27 protein-coding genes and 1 tRNA gene are annotated in these 24,480 nt (G+C 64.4%); 15 read left to right on the top strand and 13 right to left on the bottom strand.

The genetic code is table 11. From position 1 onward, the window contains the following. Window positions 1-30: 30 nt before the first annotated feature. The 3 genes from shn_RS09500 to shn_RS09490 form a co-directional block, all read right to left on the bottom strand. Complete coding sequence (locus tag shn_RS09500) at window positions 31-294, bottom strand: hypothetical protein (protein ID WP_064330176.1); 264 nt, start codon at window positions 292-294, stop codon at window positions 31-33. 84 nt (window positions 295-378) lie between these two features. Next, the gene (locus shn_RS09495) at window positions 379-906 is read right to left on the bottom strand and encodes a DUF992 domain-containing protein (protein ID WP_064330175.1); all 528 of its coding nucleotides are present in this window, start codon (window positions 904-906) and stop codon (window positions 379-381) included. Between the two features lie 191 nt (window positions 907-1,097). Continuing rightward, complete coding sequence (locus tag shn_RS09490; RefSeq protein ID WP_064330174.1) at window positions 1,098-1,310, bottom strand: hypothetical protein; 213 nt, start codon at window positions 1,308-1,310, stop codon at window positions 1,098-1,100. 384 nt (window positions 1,311-1,694) lie between these two features. Here shn_RS09490 and shn_RS09485 point away from each other — a divergent pair. Beyond that, window positions 1,695-1,784: transfer RNA gene (locus tag shn_RS09485), tRNA-Ser, on the top strand. A 189-nt stretch (window positions 1,785-1,973) separates the two neighbouring features. On the opposite strand, the gene shn_RS09480 is transcribed toward shn_RS09485, so the two are convergent. The 4 genes from shn_RS09480 to shn_RS09465 form a co-directional block, all read right to left on the bottom strand. After that, window positions 1,974-2,750: an amino acid ABC transporter ATP-binding protein gene (locus shn_RS09480; RefSeq protein ID WP_064330173.1), complete on the bottom strand. Its 777-nt coding sequence runs from the start codon at window positions 2,748-2,750 to the stop codon at window positions 1,974-1,976. Window positions 2,751-2,769: 19 nt separating this feature from the next. Then, the gene (locus shn_RS09475; protein ID WP_064330172.1) at window positions 2,770-3,924 is read right to left on the bottom strand and encodes an amino acid ABC transporter permease; all 1,155 of its coding nucleotides are present in this window, start codon (window positions 3,922-3,924) and stop codon (window positions 2,770-2,772) included. Between the two features lies 1 nt (window position 3,925). Next, on the bottom strand, window positions 3,926-5,134 hold the full coding sequence (locus tag shn_RS09470; protein ID WP_064330171.1) for an amino acid ABC transporter permease: 1,209 nt from the start codon (window positions 5,132-5,134) through the stop codon (window positions 3,926-3,928). 95 nt (window positions 5,135-5,229) lie between these two features. Further along, on the bottom strand, window positions 5,230-6,258 hold the full coding sequence (locus tag shn_RS09465) for an amino acid ABC transporter substrate-binding protein (RefSeq protein WP_064330170.1): 1,029 nt from the start codon (window positions 6,256-6,258) through the stop codon (window positions 5,230-5,232). Between the two features lie 356 nt (window positions 6,259-6,614). Between shn_RS09465 and shn_RS09460 the strand changes: the two genes are divergently transcribed. Next, on the top strand, window positions 6,615-7,805 hold the full coding sequence (locus shn_RS09460; RefSeq protein ID WP_064330169.1) for a cystathionine beta-lyase: 1,191 nt from the start codon (window positions 6,615-6,617) through the stop codon (window positions 7,803-7,805). A 9-nt stretch (window positions 7,806-7,814) separates the two neighbouring features. On the opposite strand, the gene shn_RS09455 is transcribed toward shn_RS09460, so the two are convergent. Further along, window positions 7,815-9,077: an FAD-dependent monooxygenase gene (locus shn_RS09455; protein ID WP_064330168.1), complete on the bottom strand. Its 1,263-nt coding sequence runs from the start codon at window positions 9,075-9,077 to the stop codon at window positions 7,815-7,817. A 22-nt stretch (window positions 9,078-9,099) separates the two neighbouring features. Continuing rightward, window positions 9,100-9,348, bottom strand: coding sequence for a zinc-finger domain-containing protein (locus tag shn_RS09450; RefSeq protein ID WP_064330167.1), 249 nt, complete (start codon window positions 9,346-9,348; stop codon window positions 9,100-9,102). A gap of 167 nt (window positions 9,349-9,515) precedes the next feature. On the opposite strand from shn_RS09450, the gene shn_RS09445 reads away from it, so the two are divergent. From shn_RS09445 to shn_RS09410, 8 genes are all read left to right on the top strand, one after another. Next, a complete protein-coding gene (locus shn_RS09445) occupies window positions 9,516-10,301 on the top strand; it encodes an alpha/beta fold hydrolase (RefSeq protein ID WP_064330166.1) in 786 nt (261 codons plus the stop codon). An 88-nt stretch (window positions 10,302-10,389) separates the two neighbouring features. Next, on the top strand, window positions 10,390-11,223 hold the full coding sequence (gene cysE / locus shn_RS09440) for a serine O-acetyltransferase (protein WP_064330165.1): 834 nt from the start codon (window positions 10,390-10,392) through the stop codon (window positions 11,221-11,223). A 153-nt stretch (window positions 11,224-11,376) separates the two neighbouring features. After that, window positions 11,377-11,580, top strand: a complete 204-nt coding sequence (locus shn_RS09435) for a DUF3126 family protein (RefSeq protein WP_064330164.1) — start codon at window positions 11,377-11,379, stop codon at window positions 11,578-11,580. Between the two features lie 220 nt (window positions 11,581-11,800). After that, window positions 11,801-12,154: a phasin family protein gene (locus shn_RS09430; RefSeq protein WP_064330163.1), complete on the top strand. Its 354-nt coding sequence runs from the start codon at window positions 11,801-11,803 to the stop codon at window positions 12,152-12,154. A gap of 285 nt (window positions 12,155-12,439) precedes the next feature. Next, window positions 12,440-12,790, top strand: coding sequence for an ATP-dependent Clp protease adapter ClpS (gene clpS / locus shn_RS09425; RefSeq protein ID WP_037408383.1), 351 nt, complete (start codon window positions 12,440-12,442; stop codon window positions 12,788-12,790). A 9-nt stretch (window positions 12,791-12,799) separates the two neighbouring features. Continuing rightward, entirely contained in the window at window positions 12,800-15,310 is a 2,511-nt protein-coding gene (clpA, locus tag shn_RS09420; protein WP_064330162.1) for an ATP-dependent Clp protease ATP-binding subunit ClpA, read from the top strand. A 237-nt stretch (window positions 15,311-15,547) separates the two neighbouring features. Then, window positions 15,548-16,282, top strand: coding sequence for an AzlC family ABC transporter permease (locus shn_RS09415; protein WP_064330161.1), 735 nt, complete (start codon window positions 15,548-15,550; stop codon window positions 16,280-16,282). After that, complete coding sequence (locus shn_RS09410) at window positions 16,279-16,623, top strand: AzlD domain-containing protein (protein ID WP_064330160.1); 345 nt, start codon at window positions 16,279-16,281, stop codon at window positions 16,621-16,623. The genes shn_RS09415 and shn_RS09410 overlap by 4 nt, the downstream gene beginning before the upstream one ends. A 177-nt stretch (window positions 16,624-16,800) precedes the next feature. Here shn_RS09410 and shn_RS09405 read toward each other — a convergent pair whose 3' ends face one another. Genes shn_RS09405 through shn_RS09390 form a run of 4 tightly spaced genes read right to left on the bottom strand, consistent with a single transcriptional unit; the run spans window position 16,801 to window position 19,628 of the window. Then, the gene (locus shn_RS09405; RefSeq protein ID WP_064330159.1) at window positions 16,801-17,226 is read right to left on the bottom strand and encodes an HIT family protein; all 426 of its coding nucleotides are present in this window, start codon (window positions 17,224-17,226) and stop codon (window positions 16,801-16,803) included. Between the two features lie 17 nt (window positions 17,227-17,243). Beyond that, window positions 17,244-18,437 (bottom strand): GNAT family N-acetyltransferase, encoded by a 1,194-nt coding sequence (locus shn_RS09400; protein WP_064330158.1) that lies wholly within the window; start codon window positions 18,435-18,437, stop codon window positions 17,244-17,246. 1 nt (window position 18,438) lies between these two features. Then, a complete protein-coding gene (locus tag shn_RS09395) occupies window positions 18,439-19,164 on the bottom strand; it encodes a glycerophosphodiester phosphodiesterase (RefSeq protein ID WP_064330157.1) in 726 nt (241 codons plus the stop codon). Beyond that, on the bottom strand, window positions 19,164-19,628 hold the full coding sequence (locus shn_RS09390; protein ID WP_064330156.1) for a RidA family protein: 465 nt from the start codon (window positions 19,626-19,628) through the stop codon (window positions 19,164-19,166). Before shn_RS09390 ends, shn_RS09395 begins: the two co-directional genes overlap by 1 nt. Window positions 19,629-19,807: 179 nt before the next feature. Between shn_RS09390 and shn_RS09385 the strand changes: the two genes are divergently transcribed. From shn_RS09385 to frr, 5 genes are all read left to right on the top strand, one after another. After that, window positions 19,808-20,635: a cell envelope integrity EipB family protein gene (locus shn_RS09385; RefSeq protein ID WP_064330155.1), complete on the top strand. Its 828-nt coding sequence runs from the start codon at window positions 19,808-19,810 to the stop codon at window positions 20,633-20,635. A gap of 384 nt (window positions 20,636-21,019) precedes the next feature. After that, on the top strand, window positions 21,020-21,781 hold the full coding sequence (gene rpsB / locus shn_RS09380) for a 30S ribosomal protein S2 (protein WP_064330154.1): 762 nt from the start codon (window positions 21,020-21,022) through the stop codon (window positions 21,779-21,781). Window positions 21,782-22,023: 242 nt separating this feature from the next. Continuing rightward, entirely contained in the window at window positions 22,024-22,950 is a 927-nt protein-coding gene (gene tsf, locus shn_RS09375; RefSeq protein WP_050744016.1) for a translation elongation factor Ts, read from the top strand. Between the two features lie 186 nt (window positions 22,951-23,136). Continuing rightward, on the top strand, window positions 23,137-23,859 hold the full coding sequence (pyrH, locus tag shn_RS09370; protein WP_064330153.1) for a UMP kinase: 723 nt from the start codon (window positions 23,137-23,139) through the stop codon (window positions 23,857-23,859). A gap of 57 nt (window positions 23,860-23,916) precedes the next feature. Then, a complete protein-coding gene (gene frr / locus shn_RS09365; protein ID WP_064330152.1) occupies window positions 23,917-24,477 on the top strand; it encodes a ribosome recycling factor in 561 nt (186 codons plus the stop codon). Window positions 24,478-24,480 lie beyond the last annotated feature (3 nt).

The following is a 24,480-nucleotide window of genomic DNA, read 5'->3' as shown; positions in this document are numbered from 1 at the left end:
TGTCGTCTCCATGGCCTGCGTCACCTCAGATCAGAAATACTCGATTCGCGTGTAGCGGTGGATCAGGAGGAGCGAACGATCCGGCTGGATGCGGTAGGTTTCCACCACGGGGCGGCCATAGCGGTCGTTGAACGTGTGTTCGAACGTGCTGCCGATCGGCGCCTTGGTGAGCTTCGTGCGCGGCTGGCCGCCATAGGTAATGCTGCCGGGAATGGGTTCGACGGCGCGGGGTCCGCCCGTCGTGCAGGCGGCAAGGAAAAGCGCGGCGAAAAAGGCGAGGGCGATGCGGGTCATGTGTAAACTCCTCCCGTGCAACTCTAGCAGAACGCCGGCGCGCGGCAAAAGAAAAGGGCGGCCGAGGCCGCCCGTCTCCCTGTCTCAGCCCTGCGGCGTGAGGGTCACCGATGTGCCGGTGGCCGCAAGGTTCAGGCCGATCTGGCCGCTGACGCTGATCGTCTGCAGGTGGATCGATCCGGACGTGCCGCCGACGAGCACATTGGTGCCGACGCCGAAGCCGAGCGTCGCCTCGGCCGTCGCGCCCTGATAGAGGCCGCCGAGCGAGCCCTGATGGTAGCCGGCCGTCGGCGCGAAGACCGCCCAGACGATGCGGCCCTGCGTGGTGAAGCCGAGGTCGACGCCCATCTTGCGGATGACGCCGCTATAGGCGTCCTGCTCGCCGCGGGTGGACGAGAAGACGCAATCGACGTTCTTGGCCGAGCCGATGACATAGCCGACGCCGCCGCCGACATCGCAGGTCAGCATGCCGATCTTCACGCCATCGCGATCGCCGCCGCGCTCGGCATAGGTCGGCGCCTCCTCGCGGATGACCATGTCTGCCGCGCCAGCGGTCGTAGCGAAAGCCTGCGCAAGGCCCAGCGCAAGGACAGTTCCAAGCTTCGTGTTCATCTGTGCACTCCTTCTAACTGGCACGATAATGGCGAATCCGGTGCATTGGTTCCCGGCCGCAGGTCATCTCATGGGGAAGATCGTGGCAGAGTGTGGGCGGGTAACGGTTTGATAACACATTGCGCCGACGGCCCCGCACGGCGCGTGCCGGGCGCGGCTTTTCGATCACATGCCGGAGGCGCGCCGACGGCCTATACGCGATTGATCGTCGGCAGATGGGTGATCACCTCGTCGCGGCGCCTGTCGTCCAGCGGGGCGATATGCTCGTTCCAGAACGCTTCGGCTGCCGGTGTATCGTGCGACCATTGGCGGGTGCCGACGAGGTTGTCGTCGATCTTGGCGCGCCGGCCGCCGCCGAGGCGCAGATATTCGGCTGCCAGCCTTGCGGTGTGTGTCTGTTCCATGACCAGTCTCCTCTGGTGTCGGAACGAAACCTCTCCCGCCGGCGATTGTTCCGGCAACAAAAAAGGCCGGGGCGAAAACGCACCGACCTTCCTCATCATCACCCTTTTCACCAGTGCCAGTACATCCGTGGTCAAAGGCATCAGGTGATGCGGCAATTGCGAGCGGCAGAAGCTTTCCAGCGCTCATCAGCAATGCCGATGACGGCTATATAGGAGGCCATTGTGTTCAAAACAAGGTCTCGGCGACGAAGTCTGCTGCAAGCCCCTTCCTCGCACGTTGACGATGCAGCCAAAGCTGCTACAAAGCCGGCATCGCCTGAAGGGGGAACCGCTCGAAACGAGGTTCCGCCGCTTTCCCAAAACCGGAAAGCGCCGCTTCACAGGGGAAGAGTGTCCGAGTGGTTTAAGGAACCGGTCTTGAAAACCGGCGTGCGGGAAACCGTACCGTGGGTTCGAATCCCACCTCTTCCGCCATTGGCGGCCAATTGTCTTCCATGGAATACGATATCGCGGAACCGCCAGGAAACGGGATGGTGGTCGCCGGTCCTCAAGGCTCCTGCGCGAATTGCCGCCGATACACCACGGGGTCGGCATGCGATGCAAAAGGCCGGAGCATCATAGAGTGCTCCGGCCGTGTGTCGTGCCGCGGGGCTTGGCAGCCTGTTAGTGCAGGATCTGGCTGAGGAAGAGCCTGGTGCGCTCGTGCTGCGGGTTGTCGAAGAACTCGGCCGGCGAGTTCTGCTCGACGATCTGGCCCTGGTCCATGAAGATGACGCGGTTGGCGACCTGGCGGGCAAAGCCCATTTCGTGCGTCACGCACAGCATGGTCATGCCTTCCTCGGCGAGCGAGACCATTGTGTCGAGCACTTCCTTCACCATTTCCGGGTCGAGCGCCGAGGTCGGCTCGTCGAACAGCATGATCTTCGGCTTCATGCACAGCGAGCGGGCGATCGCCACGCGCTGCTGCTGGCCGCCGGAGAGCTGGCCGGGATACTTGTTCGCCTGCTCGGGGATCTTGACGCGCTTGAGGTAGTGCATCGCCACTTCCTCGGCGTCCTTCTTCGGCATCTTGCGCACCCAGATCGGGGCGAGCGTGCAGTTCTCCAGGATCGTCAGATGGGGGAAGAGGTTGAAGTGCTGGAACACCATGCCGACCTCGCGGCGCACCTCGTCGATCTTCTTCAGGTCGTTGGTCAGCTCGATGCCGTCGACGACGATCTGGCCCTTCTGGTGTTCTTCCAGGCGGTTGATGCAGCGGATCATCGTCGACTTGCCGGAGCCCGACGGGCCGGCGATGACGATGCGCTCGCCCTTCATGACCTTGAGGTTGATGTCGCGCAGCACGTGGAAATCGCCGTACCACTTGTTCATGTTGACGATCTCGACGGCGACATCCGTCGCGGAGACCGTCATCTTTTGCGCCTGGGCCTGGTTTGCCATTGTTGTTGTTTCCTCTCAGTTATCTCTTGTGGCCCGTGTCGAGCCGGCGTTCCACGAAGGCCGAATAGCGCGACATGCCGAAGCAGAAAATCCAGAACACGAAGCCGGCGAAGATCAGACCCGTCAACGGCGTGACCGGCGTGATCCAGCCCGAATCCCCAAAACTCGCCTTCACGATGCCGAGCAGGTCATACATCGAAATGATCGTGACGAGGGAGGTATCCTTGAACATGCCGATGAAGGTGTTCACGATGCCCGGGATCACGAGTTTGATGGCCTGCGGAAGCACGACGAAGGTCATTTTGTGGAAGTAGTTTAGACCAAGAGCGTCGGCCGCTTCATATTGCCCTTTCGGAATGGCTTGAAGACCACCGCGAATAACCTCCGCCATATAGGCGGACGCGAAGATCGACACGCCGATCAGCGCGCGCAGGAACTTGTCGATGTTGTTGCCGGGCTCGAGGAAGAGCGGCAGGAGCACGCTCGCCATGAAGAGCACGGTGATCAGCGGCACGCCGCGGATCAGCTCGATGAAGGCGATGCAGACCGTCTTCAGGATCGGCATCTGCGAGCGCCGGCCGAGCGCCAGGAGGATGCCGGCGGGCAGCGAGACGACGATGCCGACGAAGGAGATGATGAGCGTCACCATCAGCCCGCCCCACAGCGAGGTCTCCACATGGCGCAGGCCGAACGTGCCGCCGAGCAGCAGGAAGAAGGAGACGATCGGGAAGACGACGAGCAGCAGGAGCGCGTTCAGCCCCTTGCGCGGCACCTTGGGGATCAGGAACGGGATGAGCAGGCCGACGAACATGGCGACGACGAGCAGCGGCCGCCACAGCTCGCCGCGCGGATAGGAGCCGAACATGAACTGCACGAAGCGGTCGTTCACATAGGCCCAGCAGGCGCCGCTCCAGCCGGCGGGAAGCTGCCCGCCCTGTTCGGTGGTGAGGCAGACGGTACGGTCCGCGCCGGTCCACACGGCGGAGATGAACAGCCAGTTGATGGCCGCCGGCAGGTACCAGACGATCGCCAGGATGGCGATGATCGTCATCGCGCCGTCGGTGGCCGAGGCGAAGAGGTTGTGACGAATCCAGGCGAGGGCCGAACTGTCGGAGGTCGGCGGTTTTTCCGCTTCGATGAAGCGGTCGCGGACATAGGTGATGCTTTCAGCCATCTCAGCGCTCCACCAGGGCCATCTTGGCGTTGAACCAGTTCATGAACAGCGAGGTGATGAGGCTGATCGAGACATAGATCAGCATCCAGATCGAGATGATCTCGATCGACTTGCCGGACTGGTTGAGGATGGTGCCGCCGACCGCGACGAGGTCGGCATAACCGACGGCGACCGCGAGCGAGGAGTTCTTGATGAGGTTGAGATACTGCGAGGTGAGCGGCGGGATGATGATCCTGAGCGCCTGCGGCAGCACGACGAGGCGGGTCGCCTGGCCGGGCCGAAGGCCCAGCGCATAGGAGGCTTCCGTCTGGCCCTTGGACACGCCGCGGATGCCGGCGCGCACGATCTCGGCGATGAACGAGGCCGTATAGAGCGACAGCGCGAGGTAGAGCGCCAGGAACTCCGGCCCGATCACCATGCCGCCCCGCATGTTGAAGGAGCCCGGCACCGCATAGTCGAGCGTCATCGGGCTGCCCATGACGAGGAAGACGAGGAAGGGGAGGAGCACGATCAGGCTGAGATTGACCCAGAGCACCGGCGGGCGCAGGCCCGTGGCGCGCTGGCGCGCATTGGCCCAGACCGTGAAGGCGATGGCCGCGACGATGCCGATCGCGAAGGCGATGACCACCGCGCCGAACCCTTCGCCGAAGACCGGCGCCGGCATGTAGATGCCGCGGTTCGAGATGAAGAAGACCGCGTCCGGGTTTTCCTCCAGGTGCTGGAAGATGGAGCGGATCGACGGCAGCAGGGCGAGAACGCCGAGATACCAGAAGAAGATGACGAGCAGCGGCGGAATGTTGCGGAAGATTTCCACATAGACCGTGCAGAGCCGCGCGATCAGCCAGTTGTGCGAGAGGCGCCCGATGCCGACCAGGAGGCCGACGATCGTCGCCGTGATGACGCCGGCGGCGGCGACGACAAGCGTGTTGATGAGACCGACCTGCAGCGCCCGGAAATAGGTCGAGTCGCTCGAATAGTCGATCAGGCTTTGCGCGAGGTCGAAGCCGGCGCGGCTGTTCAGGAAACCGAAACCGGCCGTCATGTTGGCGCGCGCGAGGTTCTGGACGACGTTGTTCCACGCATACCAGACGACCGCGACGATCACGACGAGCGTGACGACCTGATAGACGATGCTTCTCAGTGCCGGATTGTAGAGAAGAGATACCTTCGGCGGTTCGCCGGACCCTGTTCGGGCATCCGCAAGAGCCATGCATTTCCCCTGACGTTGGTTCGCCCTGTTTTCCGGGCGTTTGTTCAAAGGGGAGGGCGGTTATCCGCCCTCCCGGAAGGATTGGCGCAGGCCGCTCAGCGAACCGGCGGCGCGTATTGCAGGCCGCCCTTCGTCCACAGCCCGTTCAGGCCGCGGGCGATCTTGAGCGGGGAGCCTTCGCCGACATTGCGCTCGAAGGATTCGCCATAGTTGCCGACAGCCTTGATGATCTGCACGGCCCAGTCCTTGGGCAGGCCGAGGTCGGCGCCGATCGACGAGTCAGCCTCTTCGCCGAGGAAGCGCTTGATATCCGGGTTGGCGGATGCCTTCATTTCCTCGACATTGGCCGTCGTGATGCCGAATTCCTCGGCGGCGACCATCGCATAGTGCGACCAGCTCACGATATCGAGCCACCGCGAATCGTTCTGGCGGACGGCCGGACCGAGCGGCTCCTTGGAGATGATTTCCGGCAGAACCAAATGGTCGTCCGGGTTGGCCATCTTCAGGCGGATCGAGTAGAGGCCCGAGGCGTCGGTCGTGTAGGCGTCGCAGCGGCCGGCATTGTAGGCGGCGTCCGCTTCGTCCTGCGCTTCGAAGACGACCGGCTTGAAGTCCATGTTGTTGGAGCGGAAGTAGTCGGCGAGGTTGAGTTCGGTCGTGGTGCCGGACTGCACGCAGACGGAGGCGCCGGACAGTTCCAGCGCGGACTTCACACCGAGTTCCTTCTTCACCATGAAGCCCTGGCCGTCATAGTAGTTCACGGCGCGGAAATCGAAGCCGAGCTGCGAATCGCGGCTGACGCTCCAGGTGGTGTTGCGGGCCAGAAGATCGATTTCGCCCGACTGAAGGGCCGGGAAGCGGTCCTTGGCCGAAAGCGGGGTGAATTTCACCTTGGTGGCATCGCCGAAGACGGCCGCGGCCACGGCCTTGCAGAGGTCGACGTCGAGACCCGCCCAGTTGCCCGACGAATCCTGCGCGCCGAAACCGGCGAGGTTCGAGCCGTTCACGCCGCACTGCACGAAGCCCTTGGCCTTCACGTCAGAGAGCGTGTCCGCCTGTGCTGCCGTTGCGCCAAGCCCCAGTACGGCAGCGCCGACGAGCGCCGTCACGATTTTTTTTGCCATTTTTTCACAACCTTTTTCTGTTGTCTTTGTTTTGTCCGCAGGTCCCGCGCCCTTGTCGGGCGCGCCCATGGAACTCGCCACCCTCCCGGCGCGAGGTTGCTTATCTCATGCTCAAAATTTCACAGGGTCAAGTGAGGGCGGCCATTTTCCGGTCGGTAACCTAAATTTGTCGGCCTGTGACCGGATTTTGGGCGAAAGATCGGGGATTTGTGCAGTAAATCGCTCAAAAAATTCGCGTCTTTAACACTTGAAGCGCTTTGGGAGCCGGGATCGCATCGTCGCATGGGGTTGACCTGTCGCCCCGCCTGTCCAAAAGTCGGCGCCACAAACCCCCTCGCATCTTCTTCGGATCGATCATGAAAAACAGAGACGAAATCCTCGCCGGCGCCGGCGTGAACACCCGCCTTGCCCATGCCGGAAACGACCCGGCGGACTACCATGGTTTCGTCAATCCGCCCGTCGTGCACGCCTCGACCGTGCTCTTCCCGGATGCGGCGACGATGGAAAGCCGCGCGCAGAAATACACCTATGGCACGCGCGGCACGCCGACGACGGATGCGCTCTGCGCGGCTATCGACGAACTGGAGGGTTCCGCCGGCACCATCCTCGTTCCCTCGGGCCTTGCCGCCGTCACGGTGCCGTTCCTCGCCTTCCTGTCGGCCGGCGACCATGCGCTCATCGTCGATTCGGTCTATCACCCGACCCGCCATTTCTGCGACACGATGCTGAAGCGCCTCGGCGTTTCGGTCGAATATTACGACCCGGCGATCGGCGCCGGCATCGAGGCGCTGATCCGGCCGAACACCAGGTTGGTGCACACCGAGGCGCCGGGTTCGAACACCTTCGAGATGCAGGACATCCCGGCGATCGCCGCAGTGGCCCACAAGCATGGCGCCGTGGTCAGCATGGACAATACCTGGGCGACGCCGCTCTTTTTCCGCCCGCTGGATTTCGGCGTCGACATTTCCATCCACGCGGCGACGAAATACCCGGCAGGCCATTCCGACATCCTTTTCGGCACCGTCTCGGCCAATGCGGCCCATTGGGCCCAACTGCACGACGCGCAGATCACGCTCGGCACCTGCGCCTCGCCGGACGACGCCTACCAGGTGCTGCGCGGCCTGCGCACCATGGGTGTCAGGCTGGAGCGGCACCAGGAAAGCGCGCTGGAGCTGGCCCGCTGGCTGGAGGGCGTCGACGACGTCTCCCGCGTGCTGCATCCGGCCCTGCCGAGCTTTCCCGGCCACGCGCTCTGGAAGCGCGACTTCAAGGGCGCGAGCGGCATCTTCTCCATCGTTCTCAAGGGCGGTTCGCCGGAGCGCTACAAGGCGAAGGCCCATGCCTTCCTCGACGCGCTCGGCATTTTCGGCCTCGGCTATTCCTGGGGCGGCTTCGAGTGCCTTGCCGTGCATGTCAATCTCAACGACCGCCGCGTCGCCAAGGGGCCGGAGGAAGGCCCGGTGCTTCGTCTCCAGATCGGCCTTGAGGACGTGAAGGACATCAAGGCTGATATCGAGCGCGGGCTCGCGGCGGCGCGGGCCGTCTGAGGGGCCTGATCAGTCCGGCGTGCGGTAGCCGTAGAGCCAGTCGAGATCGGCGGCGAGGCTTTCGGGGCCGCGCAGCGACAGGATGAAATTGCGGGTCAGCGCGATCGGGCCGCGGGCATGGTAGGCGAAGCGGTTGAAGGCGCCGCGGCTGCGCACCCTGGCGATTCGTTCGCGGCGGGTCGCCTCGAATTGCCGCAGCGCCTGTCCCGTGTCGGATGCCCGGGCGAGGCGGTTTGCCAGCAGCGCCGCATCCTCGATCGCCATCGCCGCGCCCTGGGCGGCAAAGGGCGTCATGGCATGCGCGGCATCGCCGATCAGCACGGTCTTCCCACCATCGGTCCAGGCCCCGTCGGGGCATTCGAAGAGCGGCCACATCAGCGGATCGCGCGCCTCGGCAAGCAACTGGCGGATATCGGCATGCCAGCCGGAGAAGGCATCGAGCAGGCGGGCGCGGGCCGCGGCATCGCCCTTGCGGGACCAGCCGGCCGCCGGTGCCTGCCGATGCGCGTGGAGGGCGACGATGTTGAACGCCTGCGCTTCGACAAGCGGATAGGCGACGAGATGGGCCTGCGGGCCTAGGAAGGCCGTAACGGTGCGTGGATTGAGGAAGGGCGGCGCGGCGCCATAGGGCACGAGGAAACGCCAGGCGATGGTGCCGGAATAGCGCGCGGGCAGGGCACCGGGCACCCCCTGGCGCAACTGCGACCAGACACCGTCGGCGGCGATCACCAGATCGGCCGGTGCGGCGGCCAGATCATTCTCGCTTTTCTGCGAACCGTTAAAACGCCCCGGCCCTTCGGTTTCCCGCAATTCCGGATGCAAGGCCGCTGCGCGCCATTGCTGGACTTGCTCCAGGGCATGCTCGGCCGTTTCGATTCGCCGGCCGGTCGTCAGCGTGCAGAGCGGTTCCCGGCTGACGGCGTCGAACAGCACGGCCTGCAGCGAGGCGCGGTGCAGCACGCCGTAGGGCGCCCCCCAGCGTCCGCGTGCGGCGGCGCCGGCCGGGACGGAGGCGAGGGGGGCGAGCGCATGGCCCGAGGACAGCAGGATATGGTCCGGCTCGCTCCAGCGCGCGGCAAGGACATCGAGCAGGCCGAGCTCGGCGAGGATGCGCGAGGCATTGGGCGAGAGCTGCAGGCCGGCGCCGACCTCTTCGAGGGCGGGGGCCTGTTCCAGGACATGCACCGCAACGCCCTTGCGGGCGAGCGCAAGGGCCGCCGTCAGGCCGGCAATGCCGGCGCCGACGATGCTTGCGGATTTTACGGAAGGCATGGTTGCGGCGGCCTTCCGGCCGTCACGCCGCGACCTGGTTGGTGAAGGTGCAGCCCGCCGGGTCGGTCTGGCTGGCCTTGAGCGCCGGGTTGTAGCGGTAGAGCGTCGAGCAGTAGGGGCAGACCTTCTCGTTGTCGTCGCCCATGTCGAGGAAGACATGCGGGTGGTCGTAGGGCACGGAAGCGCCGACGCACATGAATTCCTTCACGCCGATCTCGATCGAGCGATGGCCGCCGTCGTTCTGGAAATGGGGAATGCTGTGGCCAGCCATGTCGATGCTCCTGGGATGCCGTCTTTCTGGCGCGGACCATAGTCGCCTTCGCCGCAAATGTGTAGATGCAAAACCGCCGCGCCCCGGGAGATTTCCGCCTGCCGGCCGTTTTCTCCGCGGGCAAAGGGCAGTAAGAGCGGGGACATGCAAACGAAAGACGGCCCGCGATGAACCTCGATCCCCCGCCCTTTTCCCGTTTCACCCACGACGGCCTTGAGCTCGCCTTCTTCGATGAGGGCGATCCGTCGGGGCCTCCCGTGCTGCTGATCCACGGCTTTGCCTCCAGTGCCAATGTCAACTGGGTGTTTCCCGGCTGGCTGAAGACGCTGGGGGATGCCGGCTACCGCGTCATCGCGCTCGACAATCGCGGCCACGGCAGGAGCGCCAAGCCGCATGATCCCGCGCTCTACACGCCGCCGCTGATGGCGGGCGACGCCGCCGCGCTGCTCGATCACCTGGCGATCCCCGAAGCCCATGTCTTCGGCTATTCCATGGGCGCGCGCATCACCGCTTTCATGGCGCTCGCCCATCCGCACCGCGTGCGCTCCGTCGTCTTCGGTGGCCTCGGCATCGGCATGGTGGAAGGCGTCGGCGACTGGGACCCGATCGCCGACGCGCTGCTGGCGCCCTCGCTCGACGCCGTGACGCATGATCGCGGCCGCATGTTCCGCGCCTTCGCCGACCAGACGAAATCCGACCGGCAGGCGCTTGCCGCCTGCATCATGACCTCGCGCGATCTCCTGACGGCAGCCGACATGGCCCGCATCGACATGCCCGCGCTGATCGGCGTCGGCACGAAGGACGACATTGCAGGCAGCCCGCAGCCGCTCGCCGACCTCATGCCGGATGCACGCGCGCTCGACATTCCCGGCCGTGACCACATGCTGGCCGTCGGCGACAAGGTCTTCAAGCGCGCCGTGCTGGAATTCTATGCGCAGATCGGCGACCGCTGAGCGGCCGTTTACGACGATGGTCGCCGGCCATTTCGCGCCGGCGCCATTTGCTCTATATAGAGTGGGACAGACGACAAGGAGTGCGGCGATGGTCGCGATGAACGAACTGCGGGCCGGCGAGAAGCTCAAGGCCATGGATCCGATCTGGGACAGCCTGCGCGAGGAAGCCCGCGTCGCCGCCCAGGCCGAGCCGCTGCTGGCGGCCTTCCTCTATTCGACGGTGCTGAACCAGCGGTCGCTCGAGGAAAGCGTGATCCACCGCGTCTGCGAACGGCTCGACCATCCGGACCTGCAGGCCAACCTCCTGCACCAGATCTTCGACGAGATGCTGGACGAGTGGCCGGAATGGGGCGGCATCCTGCGCGTCGACATCCAGGCCGTCTACGACCGCGACCCCGCCTGCCTGCGCTTCCTCGATGCCGTGCTCTATTTCAAGGGCTTCCACGCCATCCAGACCCATCGCCTGGCCAACTGGCTCCATGCGAAGGGGCGGCGCGACCTTGCGCTCTATCTGCAAAGCCGCTCCTCCAGCGTCTTCCAGACGGACATCAACCCGGCCGCGCGCATCGGCAAGGGCTTCTTCCTCGACCATGCGACGGGCCTCGTCGTCGGCGAGACGGCCGTCATCGGCGACAATGTCTCGATCCTCCACAACGTCACGCTCGGCGGCACCGGCAAGGAGGGCGGCGACCGCCATCCGAAGATCGGCGACGGCGTGATGATCGGCGCGGGCGCAAAAATCCTCGGCAACATCCATATCGGCCATTGCTCGCGCATCGCCGCAGGTTCCGTCGTGCTCAAGCCTGTTCCGCCGAAATCGACCGTTGCGGGCGTGCCCGCCAAGGTGATCGGCGAGGCGGGCTGCAACGAGCCGTCCCGCGCCATGGACCAGCTTCTGGCCGCCTTCGACTACGACCTCTGACGGGCCGCGGAACACGGGCGGGCGGTTTTGCCGCTCGGCGCTGCGCGAACACGCCAACGCGGGAAAAGTCGCTTTCTTCCGGAATTCGAGGGTTTACAGGACCGGAAGCAGGTGCGAGAAGCGCGGCAACTCAACCGATGACGGAGACAGATCGTGAAGCCGGAAGAAATCAGGAAGCTCGAAGCCTATTTCAAGCGCAATCTCAACAAGGAGATTGTCGTGAAGGCCCGTCCGCGCAAGGACGAGTCCGCGGAAGTCTATCTCGGCGACGAATTCCTGGGCGTCATCTTCCGTGACGACGAGGACGGGGAACTCTCCTACAACTTCTCCATGGCGATCCTCGACATCGATCTGTGATCTGCCGGCAATCGCACGGAATAAAGGCCCGGTAGCCCTTGGCGCCGGGCCTTTTCATTATAATTTTGCGACAACTAGGCTTTTGTCAGCCCCAATAATCATACCTATGACGCAAGGTCTTGCTTTGCCTGCGAAATATTGCATCGCAGCAATTCATTGACTTTTTTGTGCATCGCATATAGATTTTGGACCATATCACCGGGATCCAAAGGAGACTTCGATGTTCAATTTCGACGAGGCAAACAAGAAGAGCAAGGAAGCCGTGGACACGTTCGTCAAGAGCTACACGACGGCCGCACAGGGCTGGCAGGCGATCGCCACCGAAACGGCAGACTATTCCAAGAAGTCCTTCGAAAACGGCCTCGCCCACTTCGAGAAGCTCTCGGGCGTCAAGAGCGTCGAAGCCGCTCTCGAACTGCAGACCGCCTTCGTGAAGTCCTCCTATGAAGGTTTCGTCGCCGAAGCCACCAAGCTTGGCGAAATGTATGCCGATCTCGCCAAGGGCGCCTACAAGCCCTACGAAGCGCCGGTCGCCAAGGCCACTGCTGCCGCCAAGGCCGCCGTCGCCGCCTGATCTTTCAGAGTACTGCGTACGCGTATAGCGTTCATGGGCCGGCTGTGGGCAACCGCAGCCGGCCTTCGCGCGTTCCGGGGATTGCGCGAGGCTGACGCAGCGGCAGCAAATTTCGCTATTTCCTTCGGATGACCCGCGATTATGATTGCAGTGCGAAGCGGGGGTCTTACAATCGTGTGCCGAGACATTAGATAACAGGTCCAGAAGACAACCTCGGACAGGCGGTACGCCACAGGTAAGCGACCGCGATCAAGGGCCCGCACAGTCAAGGGAATGAAGACGAAAATGGATGTGAGACGGGTTCGAATGCAGGATGGGGAAGGCGGCGGCGACACTCCCGGTCGCAGCACCTCCGTCATTACCCGCACGAAACCTAAGACGAAGAAGCCGAGCCTGTATCGCGTCCTGCTTCTCAATGATGATTATACGCCCATGGAGTTTGTGATCCACATCCTGGAACGTTTCTTCCAGAAGGACCGGGAAGCGGCCACGCGGATCATGCTGCATGTGCACAATCATGGCGTAGGCGAGTGTGGCGTGTTCACCTACGAGGTTGCCGAAACCAAAGTGACACAGGTGATGGATTTCTCCCGCCAGCACCAGCATCCGCTGCAATGTGTCATGGAAAAGAAATGAGGAACGAACGTGCCAACATTTTCTGCCAGCCTTGAAAAGGCCCTCCACCAGGCACTGACCTATGCGAACGAGCGCCATCACGAATATGCGACGCTCGAACATCTCCTGCTCGCCCTGATCGACGACGGCGACGCGGCCGCCGTGATGGGCGCCTGCAACGTCAATCTCGACGTTCTGCGCAAGACCGTCACCGATTATGTCGACCATGATCTTGCCAACCTGGTGACAGGTTACGAGGAGGATTCCAAGCCGACTTCCGGCTTCCAGCGCGTCATCCAGCGCGCGGTGATCCATGTCCAGTCCTCCGGCCGCGAGGAAGTGACCGGCGCCAACGTGCTCGTCGCGATCTTCGCCGAGCGCGAGAGCCATGCCGCCTATTTCCTGCAGGAGCAGGAGATGACGCGCTACGACGCCGTTAACTTCATCTCGCACGGCATCGGCAAGCGCCCCGGCACCTCCGAGCAGCGCCCGGTGCGCGGCGCGGATGACGCCGAGAACGAACAGAAGCAGACCCGCGGCGCCAACGAGCAGGAGGAGCCCGCCAAGAAGCAGGACGCCCTGACGGCCTATTGCGTCAACCTCAACGAGAAGGCGAAGGGCGGCAAGATCGATCCGCTGATCGGCCGTCACGCCGAGGTCAACCGCACGATCCAGGTCCTGTGCCGTCGTTCCAAGAACAACCCGCTCTATGTGGGCGATCCCGGCGTCGGCAAGACGGCCATCGCCGAGGGCCTCGCCAAGCGCATCGTCGAAGGCAAGGTGCCGGAAGCGCTGGCCGACGCGACGATCTTCTCGCTCGACATGGGCACGCTGCTCGCCGGCACCCGCTATCGCGGTGACTTCGAGGAGCGCCTGAAGCAGGTCGTCAAGGAACTGGAAGACTATCCGGGCGCCGTCCTCTTCATCGACGAGATCCATACGGTCATCGGCGCGGGCGCCACCTCGGGCGGCGCGATGGACGCCTCGAACCTCCTGAAGCCGGCGCTCTCCTCCGGCGCGATCCGCTGCATCGGCTCGACGACCTACAAGGAATACCGCCAGTTCTTCGAGAAGGACCGGGCTCTTGTCCGCCGCTTCCAGAAGATCGACGTCAACGAGCCGACCATCGACGACACGATCGAGATCATGAAGGGGCTGAAGCCCTATTTCGAGGAGTATCACAAGCTCCGCTATTCCAACGAGGCGATCAAGACGGCGGTGGAACTGTCGGCGCGCTACATCAACGACCGCAAGCTGCCGGACAAGGCGATCGACGTGATCGACGAGACCGGTGCGGCCCAGATGCTGCTGCCCGCCGGCAAGCGCCGCAAGCTGATCACCGAGAAGGAGATCGAGGCGACGATCGCCACCATGGCCCGCATTCCGCCGAAGACCGTGTCGAAGGACGACGAGCAGGTGCTCGCCAACCTCGACAAGGAGCTGCGCTCGGTCGTCTACGGCCAGGACCTCGCCATCGAGGCGCTGTCGTCGGCGATCAAGCTGTCGCGGGCCGGCCTTCGCGAACCGAACAAGCCGATCGGCTGCTACCTGTTCTCCGGCCCCACCGGCGTCGGCAAGACGGAAGTCGCCAAGCAACTCGCAGCGTCGCTCGGCGTGGAGCTCCTGCGCTTCGACATGTCGGAATACATGGAGCGGCACACGGTTTCCCGCCTGCTCGGGGCACCTCCCGGCTATGTCGGCTTCGATCAGGGCGGCCTCCTGACCGACGGCGTCGACCAGCATCCGCATTGCGTGCTGCTGCTCGACGAGATCGAGAAGGCGCATCCGGACCTCTACAACATCCTGTTGCAGGTCATGGATCACGGCTCGCTGACCGACCATAACGGCAAGAAGATCGACTTCCGCAACGTCATCCTGATCATGACGACCAATGCGGGCGCTTCCGACATGGCGAAAGCCGCCATCGGCTTCGGCTCGTCCAAGCGCGAGGGCGAGGACATGGAGGCGATCAACCGCCTGTTCACGCCGGAATTCCGCAACCGCCTCGATGCGATCATCCCGTTCGGCTCGCTGCCAACGCCGGTCATCCATCAGGTCGTGCAGAAGTTCGTCATGCAACTGGAAACCCAGCTTGCCGAGCGCAACGTCACCTTCGATCTCCAGCCCGAGGCGATCTCCTGGCTGGCGGAGAAGGGCTACGACGAGAAGATGGGTGCCCGCCCGCTGGCGCGCGTCATCCAGGAGAACATCAAGAAGAAGCTCGCCGACGAGATCCTCTTCGGCAAGCTGAAGAAGGGCGGCGTCGTGCGCGTCACCGTCGGCCTGAAGGAAGACGGCTCGAAGGGCCTGATCCTTGACGCCGTGCCGGAAACCGCGCCGATCAAGCCGAAGGCCGAGGTCGAGGAGGCAGCCGCCAAGAAGGCCAAGCCCCGCAAGCCCAAGGAGACCGTCGCCGCCGAGGCCGCGCCCGCCAAGGCCCGCGCTTCGAAGAAGGCGGTGGAGGCCAAGGCCGAGGAGCCGAAGGACGAGCCGCCGCGCAAGGCGTCCGGCGCCGTTCCCAAGGTGCCGCGCAAGAAATAACGGTTTGCAGATTGAAGGGGCCGGGCAGGCGACTGCCCGGCCCATATTGTTGAAGAAATGGCGCAAGCCATCCTGCCAAGCCGGTCCCATACGATCGCAAACCGCGCCCACCCTCTGCCGTCATCCTCGGCCCCGAGCCGAGGATCCACAAGCGCGGGCGGGGCGTGGATGGTCGGGTCAAGCCCGACCATGACGGAGGGGTAGCCGTCCGGCTTTGTTTTTCTGCAAGAGAATTGAATGACCGCCCCGCCAGAACCCCAATCCCAGAGCCACTGGTTCCTCCTCGGCATGCGCGGCATCTTCAGCCTGCCGGCGATCATCCTGATGCTGTCCTTCGTGGGGTTCGCCGCCTTCACGGCGGAGGCGAAGGTGCCGGTCGACCAGGTGATGTTCATGACCGGCATGGTCTGGGCGCTGCCGGCCAAGGTGATTCTCGTCGGCTCCATGCTGTCGGGCGCGCATATCGCGACGGCGTTCCTCGCGGTGACGTTGTCCTCGGTGCGCATGATGCCGATGGTGGCGGCGCTCATCCCGGAAATCCGTGACCGCCGCACACCGACCTGGCTGCTGCTGATCGTCTCGCATTTCGTCGCCATCACCGCTTGGGTCTTCGCGATGGAGAAGGTGCGGGACGTGCCGCGCGGCGGCCGCGTCGCCTTCTTCGCCGGCTTCGGCGTGACGCTGACGCTCACCAATATCGTGCTCGTCGGCCTCGTCTATGGCGCGGTCTCGGAGTTCCCGCCGATCGTCTCCGGCTGCCTGTTCTTCCTGACGCCGGTCTATTTCCTCACCTCGATCTGGATTTCCGCGCGCCACCGGGTGATCTACTGGGCGCTCGGCATCGGGCTCGCGCTCGGCACCATCTTCGCGGTGGTCGCGCCCGAATACGACATCCTGCTGGCCGGCGTCATCGGCGGCACCGCGGCCTGGTGGGGCGAGCGCGCGCTGCGCCGCCGGGAGGCGGCGCGATGAGCTTCGACGGTCTCTGGCCCTATATCTACATCGCCATCGCCGGCTGGCTGGCGACGGATCTCTGGCGCTGGGCAGGCGTCATCGCTGGCAACCGCATCGATGAACGGTCCGAGCTCCTGAACTGGGTGAGGGCAGTGGCGACGGCGCTGGTGGCGGCGGTCATCGCCAAGCTGATCGCCTTCCCGACCGGCACGCTGGAGGCCTCGCCTCTCTGGCTGCGGCTCGGGGCCGTCGTATTCGGCGGTTTCTGTTTCTTCATCGGTGGCCGCTTCCGCCAGATCGCCGGCATCGCCGCGGCCATCGCGTTCCTTGCCGCGGGGCTGGCCTTGCTGGGTGTTTGAAACGGGCGATTCCGTGTGGGGTTTGCCCCTCACCCTGTCCCTCTCCCCGCACGCGCGGAGAGGGACTTGCCCAAAGAACCGGTGAGGAGCTGGGGAAGCGGGCGCGGCATATCCTCTTCGCCCCGTTTACGGGGAGAAGGCGGCCGGCAGGCCGGATGAGGGGGCGCGGCGGATATGTCAGCCCTTCAGCGCCTTGCGCAGCTTCTCCGCATTGGCCGCGAGCACGCCCTGGTCCTCCATCGTGCCGGAATGCGGCTTCAGCGGCTGGCCCTCGACGCGCGGGATGACGTGGAAATGCAGGTGGTAGACGGTCTGGCCGGCGGCCGGTTCGTTGAACTGCATGACGGTGACGCCGTCGGCCTCGAAAGCCTCCTTGGCGGCGGCCGCCACCTTCTGCACCACCGGCAGCAGGCGCGACAGCGTCTGCGGGGCGGCGTCGAGGATGTTGCGCGACGGCGTCTTGGGGATGACGAGCGTGTGCCCGTTCGCCTGCGGCATCACGTCCATGAAGGCGACCGTGTCGTCGTCCTCGTAGACGCGGTGCGCGGGGATCTCGCCGCGCAGGATCTTCGCGAAGATGTTGTTCGTGTCGTAGGCGGTCATGCTCGTCTCCGATGTGCTCAGTCGTGGTCGTCCTGGTCGCTCATGCGGCGGAAGGGGCCGTGTTCGGCAAGATATTCGCCCGTCGCCTCGACGTCACGGCGCTCGCGCTCGAGATAATCGGCGACGGCACGCCGCAGGCCCGGATGGGTGATGTGGTGGGCCGAATGGGTGGTGACGGGCAGGTAGCCGCGCGCCAGCTTGTGCTCGCCCTGCGCGCCGGCCTCGACCCGCGCCAGCCCCTTCTCGATCGCGAAATCGATGGCCTGGTGGTAGCAGACCTCGAAATGCAGGAAGGCATGGTCCTCGATGCAGCCCCAATGCCGGCCGAAGAGCGTGCCGCCGCCGATAAAGTTGATCGCGCCGGCGATGTAGCGGCCGTTGCGCCTTGCCATCACGAGCAGGATGTCGTCCGCCATGCGCTCGCCGATCAGGCTGTAGAAGCGTCGGTTGAGATAGGGCCGGCCCCATTTGCGGCTGCCGGTGTCCATGTAGAAGGTGAAGAACTGGTCCCAGATTTTTTCGGTCAGGTCCCCGCCGGTCAGCCAGTCGATTTCGATGCCGTTCTCGAGCGCCGTGCGGCGCTCCTTCTTCAGCGCCTTGCGCTTGCGGGAGGCGAGCGTTTCCAGGAAATCCGCATGCGAGCCGTAGCCCGCATTGAGGAAATGGAACTGCTGGTCCGTGCGGTGCAGGTAGCCGGCGGCCTCGAAGACCGGCATTTCCGCTTCCGGCACGAAGGTGACATGCGCCGAGGAGACGCCGTGTCGTTTCGACAGTTCCTTCAGTCCCTCGGCCAGCGCGGCCTGCGTCGCGATGACCGGCTGGTCCGCCCGGTGGAGGAGGCGCGGGCCGGTGGCCGGGGTGAAGGGAATGGAGGCCTGCAGCTTGGGATAATAGCGCCCGCCGGCACGCTCGAAGGCGTCGGCCCAGCCATGGTCGAAGACATATTCGCCCTGGCTGTGGTTCTTCAGATAGACGGGCAGGGCGCCGAGAAGGGCGCCGTCGTCGCCCTCCAGGAGGAGGTGCTGGCCGAGCCAGCCGGTCTCGGCGACGGCACAGCCCGATTCTTCCAGCGCGGAGAGGAAGGCGTGGCTGACAAAGGGATTGTACGGCACCTGTGCGTCGCCCCTGGAGGCGCCGGAAAGACGCCCCCAGTCGCCCGCCGGAATATCGGCGAAGCTGGTTTCGACACGGATGCGCACCGTCCCGGCCATGTTATGCCGTCAGCGGCTCGCGCGGATCGAAGCCCTCGAAGGTCATCTGGTCCGCGTTGAGCGCCGTGATCGTGCGCGCCTCGTCGTCGCGCACGGTCCAGGTGATGACCTGCCGGCCGAGGTCGCGCTGCCGGCTGACGAAGGCGTTCGGCAGGTGGCCGTAATAATAGGAGATGAAGTCGAGCCCGAGCTGCATCGCCTCCTCGTGCACGGCGAAGTTTTCCGGCCGCGCGCCTTCCGCCGTCAGGCCGACGGGACGGCTGGTGCCGATCGCCTTGAGGTCCTTCAAGAGCCAATGGTCGAAGCTCATCAGCGCGACGGGGCCGTCATAGTCCTCGATCGTGTCGAGCACGGCCATGGCGAAGCCGTCGTCATCGCCCTCGCGCCCCTTCAGCTCCAGGACGAGCGGCACGCGGCCCTTCACGAGGTCGAGGAGCTGCCGGAGCGTCGGCACGCCGTCCTGCGTGCCGCCGACCTTCAGGAGGCCGAGTTCGGCGGCGGTGCGCTGGCGCACGTCCCCCTCGATGCCGCAGAGCCGCTTCAGGTCGTCGTCATGGAACACGACGGGAATGGCATCGGCGGCATAGTGCAGGTCGCATTCGATGGCAAAGCCGGCATCGGCCGCGCGGGCGAAGGCGGAGAGCGTGTTTTCCCAGACCTTGCGGTTGAGATCGTGATAGCCGCGATGGGCGATCGGCCGCTCGGTCAGCCAGTGGAATTTCTGCATCAGGCGATTTCCATGATGGCGTCGATCTCGACGGCCGCATTCAGGGGAAGCGCGGCCATGCCGACGGCGGCGCGGGCATGCTTGCCGGCATCGCCGAGGGCCGCGACGAGGAAGTTCGACGCGCCGTTGATGACGAGGTGCTGTTCGACGAAATCCGGCGCGGAGGCGACGAAGCCGTTGATCTTGATGATGCGCTTGATGCGCGAGAGGTCGCCGAGGGCGGCCTTGGCCTGGGCGAGAAGGCCGAGCGCGCACAATTCCGCCGCCTTCTGGCCGCCGGGTACGTCGACATTCCTGCCGAGATGGCCGGTGACGGCGAGCTTGCCATCCAGCATCGGCAACTGGCCGGAAATGTGGAGCACGTTGCCGCTGATGACGAAGGGCACGTAGTTGGCGGCCGGCGCTGCGGCCACGGGAATGTCGTAGCCCAGTTCCTTGACGCGGTTTTCGATTTCAGCGGACATTCCGGTCTCCGTTTCTTGTCGCCGGTCCATAGATAGGAGCGGCGAGGGGCGGCTGTGAGGGGCATTGCGGCGCGGATCGTCGCAATGGTGGAAATGAAGTTGGCAAGACGTGGATATTGCCTCGCTTTTGCCGGAAGAGTTCATATAACATCACGACCGACTTCAACAGGAGGAAACGGATGTTTCGTTCAGCCTTTGTCGCCGCCCTGACGGCCGGGGCATGCTTCGCCGGCAGCGGCGTTCCGAGCGCCTTTGCCACGCCGGCGACCGGGCTTGCGCCGCACCGCGCCGTCTATGACCTCAAGCTGAAGGACGCGACCGAGCGCTCCGGCATCGCCGGCATGTACGGCCGCATGGTCTACGAGTTCAACGGCAGCCCGTGCGACGGCTACACGGTGAGCTTCCGCTTCGTCACGCAGGTCAATACCGGCGAGGAAACGCGCCTCACCGACCAGCAGACGACCACCTACGAGGACCTGAAGAACGGCAGCTTCCGCTTCCTCACCCGCTCCTTCACCGACGAGAAGCTGGACAAGGAGGTGCGCGGCACGGCGCGCGAGGACAAGGAAGGCGTCAGCGTCGATCTCACCGCGCCGGACACGAAGCAGGTGGAGCTTGCCGCAAGCCGTTTCCCGACCGAGCACATGCTCGACGTCATCGAACACGCCAGGAAGGGCGAGCGTTTCTTCGAGGCGCGCCTCTTCGACGGCTCGGACGCCGGCGACAAGACGCTGATGACGACCGCCGTCGTCGGCAAGAAGGAAATGCCCAAGGCGGGCGATCCGGATGCCGACAAGGCCGGCAGCTTCTCCAAGGAAGCGTTCTGGCCGGTGTCGATCGCCTATTACAACGATACGAGCGAAGGCGACGCGCTGCCGGTCTACCGCATGTCCTTCAAGCTCTACGAGAACGGAATCACCCGTGACCTCACCATGGACTACGGCGAGTTCGTGCTGAGCGGGAAGCTTGCCAAGCTTGAGATGTTCAAGCCGCAGGAATGCAAATAGGGCGGCGGGCGAAGGACGTCCGCTCAACCTCTCCTCCGTCATGGTCGGGCTTGACCCGACCATCCACGCCGCGGGCGCCAGGTGGATCCTCGGGTCGAGCCCGAGGATGACGACAGTGGATGGGCGACGTTCGTTGTCGATGTGGCCTCTTTGGAGACGCAAAAGGGGCGCCGACTACCGGGCAAATGCCAAGGGCAATGTCCTGCATACCCACTTTTTTACCCCGCTGCCCTTGATTTGCCGGGAAACTGCGGTTAAGGGGCAGCCATTCCACACGTGAGGCATGGGATTGTCCGGGAGAAATCCGGGCGGTTCCGCCGGTGGCGTTTCCGAAGGAAGCGCTGATCGCCTTGCGGAGGTTCAACCGGAAAAGGATGACAAGGCATGGCATTGCCCGATTTCTCTATGCGCCAGCTCCTGGAAGCCGGCGTTCACTTCGGCCACCAGACCCACCGCTGGAACCCGAAGATGAAGCCGTATATCTTCGGCGACCGCAACAACGTCCACATCATCGACCTGGCACAGACCGTTCCGCTCTTGTCGCGCGCCCTTCAGGTCGTGTCCGACACCGTTGCCGGTGGCGGCCGCGTGCTCTTCGTCGGCACCAAGCGCCAGGCGTCCGACATCATCGCCGATGCCGCCAAGCGTTCGGCCCAGTACTACGTCAACGCCCGCTGGCTCGGCGGCATGCTGACGAACTGGAAGACCATCTCCAACTCGATTCAGCGCCTGCGCAAGCTCGACGAGATCCTGTCCTCGGAAGGCTCCGGCTACTCCAAGAAGGAACGCCTCAACCTCGAGCGCGAACGCGAGAAGCTTGAAAAGGCCCTCGGCGGTATCCGCGACATGGGCGGCACGCCGGACCTGATGTTCATCATCGACACCAACAAGGAATCGATCGCGATCCAGGAAGCCAAGCGTCTCGGCATCCCGGTCGTCGCCATCATCGATTCGAACTGCGATCCGGACCCGATCGACTTCCCGATCCCCGGCAACGACGACGCCTCGCGCGCCATCGCCCTCTACTGCGACCTGATCGCGCGCGCCGCCATCGACGGCATCGCCCGCCAGCAGGGCGCATCGGGCCGTGACCTTGGCGCGTCCGCCGAGGTTCCGGTCGAGCCGGCTCTCGAAGCCGAAGCGTAAGGCCGAGGTCGGAGCGAGGTTTCGTTCCTGCTTTCCTATCCAACCGAGGCCAGAGAGACGATCCCTGGCCTCGGCTTGTTTGAAGACCCTGTCTGCCACGATCCCGAAGGATCGCTTTTGCGGCGACAGGTCGGCGGTGATCTTCATCACCCTGTCACACTTCCGGGTACATTCGTTCCCAAAACCTTGAGTTCGCCGAGGTTTTCCGGCGACACGCAACAAGAACCGACAAGAGGCTCACAATGGCTGAAATCACCGCTGCACTGGTGAAGGAACTGCGCGAAAAGTCCGGCGCAGGCATGATGGACTGCAAGAAGGCGCTGGCGGAAAACAACGGCGACATCGAAGCGGCAATCGACTGGCTGCGCGCCAAGGGCATCGCCAAGGCCGACAAGAAGTCGGGCCGCACCGCAGCCGAAGGCCTGATCGGCATCGCCAGCGCCGGCACCAAGGCCGTCGTCGTCGAGATCAACTCCGAAACCGACTTCGTTGCCCGCAACGATGCCTTCCAGTCCATGGTTCGCGGCGTTGCCGACGTGGCGCTCACCACTGACGGCACCGTCGAAGCCGTTGGCGCCGCCACCTACCCGGCAACCGGCAAGTCGGTCACCGATACGATCAAGGACGCCGTCGCCACCATCGGCGAGAACATGAACCTGCGCCGCTCGGTCCTGCTGTCGGTCGAGGACGGCGTCGTCGCGACCTACATCCACAATGCCGCCGCCGACCGTCTCGGCAAGCTCGGCGTTCTCGTCGCGCTGAAGTCGACCGGCGACAAGGAAGCCCTGAACGCCATCGGCCGCCAGGTCGCCATGCACGTCGCCGCCACCGCGCCGCTCGCCATCCGCGCCGAAGAAGTCGACGCTGCCGTCGCCGAGCGTGAACGCAACGTCTTCATCGAGCAGTCGCGCGCCTCCGGCAAGCCGGACGCCATCATCGAGAAGATGGTCGAAGGCCGCATGCGCAAGTTCTTCGAGGAAGTCGCCCTGCTGTCGCAGGCCTTCGTCATGAACCCCGACCTCACGGTCGGCGCTGCCGTCAAGGAAGCGGAAAAGACCGTCGGCGCGCCGATCGAAGTCGTCGGCATGGCCCGCCTGCTGCTCGGCGAAGGCGTCGAGAAGGAAGAAACCGACTTCGCCGCCGAAGTCGCAGCCGTCGCCAAGGGCTGATTTCTTAATCCCGTTAGGGAAAAGAACGGGGCGCCGCGTGACAACGCGGCGCCCTTCGTGTATCCGGCTTGCCGAAATGCCTGCCCCGAAATTCTCAAGCGGCGATGGCTGCCCTCAAGCGGGACCGCCCCCGGTTCCGCCCGGCTGCCGGTTCGGGAGAGCAGGCGCACGAGTTCAGGAGCGATCATGACGGCCAAGCCAATCTACAAACGTGTTCTGTTGAAAGCCTCCGGCGAAGCGCTGATGGGCTCGCAGGGCTTCGGCATCGACGTGGCGGTCGCCGACCGCATCGCCTCCGACATCGCCGAGGCCCGCGCGCTCGGCGTGGAGGTCGGCGTCGTCGTCGGCGGCGGCAACATCTTCCGCGGCGTCGCTGTCGCCTCCAAGGGGGGCGATCGCGTCACCGGCGACCACATGGGCATGCTGGCGACCGTCATCAACGCCCTGGCGCTGGCCACCTCGCTGCGCAAGCTCGACATCGACACCGTCGTCCTCTCGGCGATCGCCATGCCGGAGATCTGCGAGAGCTTCTCCCAGCGTGCGACGCTTCATCACCTCTCGCTCGGCCGCGTGGTGATCTTCGCCGGCGGCACGGGCAACCCGTTCTTCACGACCGATTCGGCCGCCGCGCTGCGCGCCGCCGAAATGGGCGCCGAGGCGATCTTCAAGGGCACGCAGGTCGACGGCATCTATTCGGCCGATCCGAAGAAGGACCCGACCGCCACCCGTTTCGACCGCCTGAGCCACAGCGAAGTCCTGGAAAAGGGCCTTGCCGTCATGGACGTCGCCGCCGTCGCGCTGGCGCGTGAAAACCATATTCCGATCATCGTCTTCTCCATCCATGAAAAAGGCGGCTTTGCCGAAATATTGACCGGTGGCGGACGCGGGACCATCGTAACCGACAACTGATTCTTGAGGCGCGCACGCGGAGCGCGTGCAGCCGCTCTATGAAAACGGGAGCATCCGATGAGTGAAGGTATTGACCTGAAGGAACTGAAGCGTCGCATGGACGGCGCGATCACCGCATTCAAGAACGACATCGCGTCGCTGCGCACCGGCCGCGCCTCGGCCAACGTGCTCGATCCGGTGCAGGTCGAGGCCTATGGGTCGCGCGTGCCGCTGAACCAGGTCGCCAACATCTCCGTTCCCGAGCCCCGCATGCTGTCGGTCTCCGTCTGGGACAAGGGCATGGTCGGCGCCGTCGAGCGCGGCATCCGCGAATCCAATCTCGGCCTCAACCCGATCATCGACGGCCAGAATCTGCGCATTCCGCTGCCGGAGCTCAACGAGGAGCGCCGCAAGTCGCTCGTCAAGGTCGCCCATGACTATGCCGAAAAGGCCAAGGTCGCGATCCGCCATGTGCGCCGCGACGGTATGGACGACCTCAAGAAAGCCGAAAAGGATGGCGATATCGGGCAGGACCTCTCCCGCAGCCAGTCCGAAAAGGTGCAGAAGATGACGGACGAGACGATTTTGGACGTCGATCGCTTGCTTGCCGAGAAGGAAAAGGAAATCATGCAGGTCTAGGGC

Source organism: Shinella sp. HZN7, assembly GCF_001652565.1.
Lineage (GTDB): Bacteria > Pseudomonadota > Alphaproteobacteria > Rhizobiales > Rhizobiaceae > Shinella > Shinella granuli.
The sequence above is the reverse complement of the archived record's forward strand: the minus strand, read 5'-3'. Positions and strand labels throughout refer to the sequence as shown.

Excerpts from the sequence above, each read along its gene's own strand:
- shn_RS09460 (WP_064330169.1), top strand. The coding sequence starts at position 6,615 with ATGAAAAACAGAGACGAAATCCTCGCCGGCGCCGGCGTGAACACCCGC.
- shn_RS09405 (WP_064330159.1), bottom strand. The coding sequence starts at position 17,226 with ATGACCGCCTACGACACGAACAACATCTTCGCGAAGATCCTGCGCGGC.
- shn_RS09500 (WP_064330176.1), bottom strand. The coding sequence starts at position 294 with ATGACCCGCATCGCCCTCGCCTTTTTCGCCGCGCTTTTCCTTGCCGCC.
- shn_RS09430 (WP_064330163.1), top strand. The coding sequence starts at position 11,801 with ATGTTCAATTTCGACGAGGCAAACAAGAAGAGCAAGGAAGCCGTGGAC.
- shn_RS09395 (WP_064330157.1), bottom strand. The coding sequence starts at position 19,164 with ATGCAGAAATTCCACTGGCTGACCGAGCGGCCGATCGCCCATCGCGGC.
- shn_RS09390 (WP_064330156.1), bottom strand. The coding sequence starts at position 19,628 with ATGTCCGCTGAAATCGAAAACCGCGTCAAGGAACTGGGCTACGACATT.
- shn_RS09415 (WP_064330161.1), top strand. The coding sequence starts at position 15,548 with ATGACCGCCCCGCCAGAACCCCAATCCCAGAGCCACTGGTTCCTCCTC.
- rpsB (WP_064330154.1), top strand. The coding sequence starts at position 21,020 with ATGGCATTGCCCGATTTCTCTATGCGCCAGCTCCTGGAAGCCGGCGTT.
- frr (WP_064330152.1), top strand. The coding sequence starts at position 23,917 with ATGAGTGAAGGTATTGACCTGAAGGAACTGAAGCGTCGCATGGACGGC.
- pyrH (WP_064330153.1), top strand. The coding sequence starts at position 23,137 with ATGACGGCCAAGCCAATCTACAAACGTGTTCTGTTGAAAGCCTCCGGC.
- shn_RS09495 (WP_064330175.1), bottom strand. The coding sequence starts at position 906 with ATGAACACGAAGCTTGGAACTGTCCTTGCGCTGGGCCTTGCGCAGGCT.
- shn_RS09445 (WP_064330166.1), top strand. The coding sequence starts at position 9,516 with ATGAACCTCGATCCCCCGCCCTTTTCCCGTTTCACCCACGACGGCCTT.
- shn_RS09470 (WP_064330171.1), bottom strand. The coding sequence starts at position 5,134 with ATGGCTCTTGCGGATGCCCGAACAGGGTCCGGCGAACCGCCGAAGGTA.
- shn_RS09410 (WP_064330160.1), top strand. The coding sequence starts at position 16,279 with ATGAGCTTCGACGGTCTCTGGCCCTATATCTACATCGCCATCGCCGGC.
- clpS (WP_037408383.1), top strand. The coding sequence starts at position 12,440 with ATGGATGTGAGACGGGTTCGAATGCAGGATGGGGAAGGCGGCGGCGAC.
- cysE (WP_064330165.1), top strand. The coding sequence starts at position 10,390 with ATGGTCGCGATGAACGAACTGCGGGCCGGCGAGAAGCTCAAGGCCATG.
- shn_RS09400 (WP_064330158.1), bottom strand. The coding sequence starts at position 18,437 with ATGGCCGGGACGGTGCGCATCCGTGTCGAAACCAGCTTCGCCGATATT.
- shn_RS09480 (WP_064330173.1), bottom strand. The coding sequence starts at position 2,750 with ATGGCAAACCAGGCCCAGGCGCAAAAGATGACGGTCTCCGCGACGGAT.
- shn_RS09450 (WP_064330167.1), bottom strand. The coding sequence starts at position 9,348 with ATGGCTGGCCACAGCATTCCCCATTTCCAGAACGACGGCGGCCATCGC.
- tsf (WP_050744016.1), top strand. The coding sequence starts at position 22,024 with ATGGCTGAAATCACCGCTGCACTGGTGAAGGAACTGCGCGAAAAGTCC.
- shn_RS09465 (WP_064330170.1), bottom strand. The coding sequence starts at position 6,258 with ATGGCAAAAAAAATCGTGACGGCGCTCGTCGGCGCTGCCGTACTGGGG.
- shn_RS09385 (WP_064330155.1), top strand. The coding sequence starts at position 19,808 with ATGTTTCGTTCAGCCTTTGTCGCCGCCCTGACGGCCGGGGCATGCTTC.
- shn_RS09490 (WP_064330174.1), bottom strand. The coding sequence starts at position 1,310 with ATGGAACAGACACACACCGCAAGGCTGGCAGCCGAATATCTGCGCCTC.
- shn_RS09475 (WP_064330172.1), bottom strand. The coding sequence starts at position 3,924 with ATGGCTGAAAGCATCACCTATGTCCGCGACCGCTTCATCGAAGCGGAA.
- shn_RS09455 (WP_064330168.1), bottom strand. The coding sequence starts at position 9,077 with ATGCCTTCCGTAAAATCCGCAAGCATCGTCGGCGCCGGCATTGCCGGC.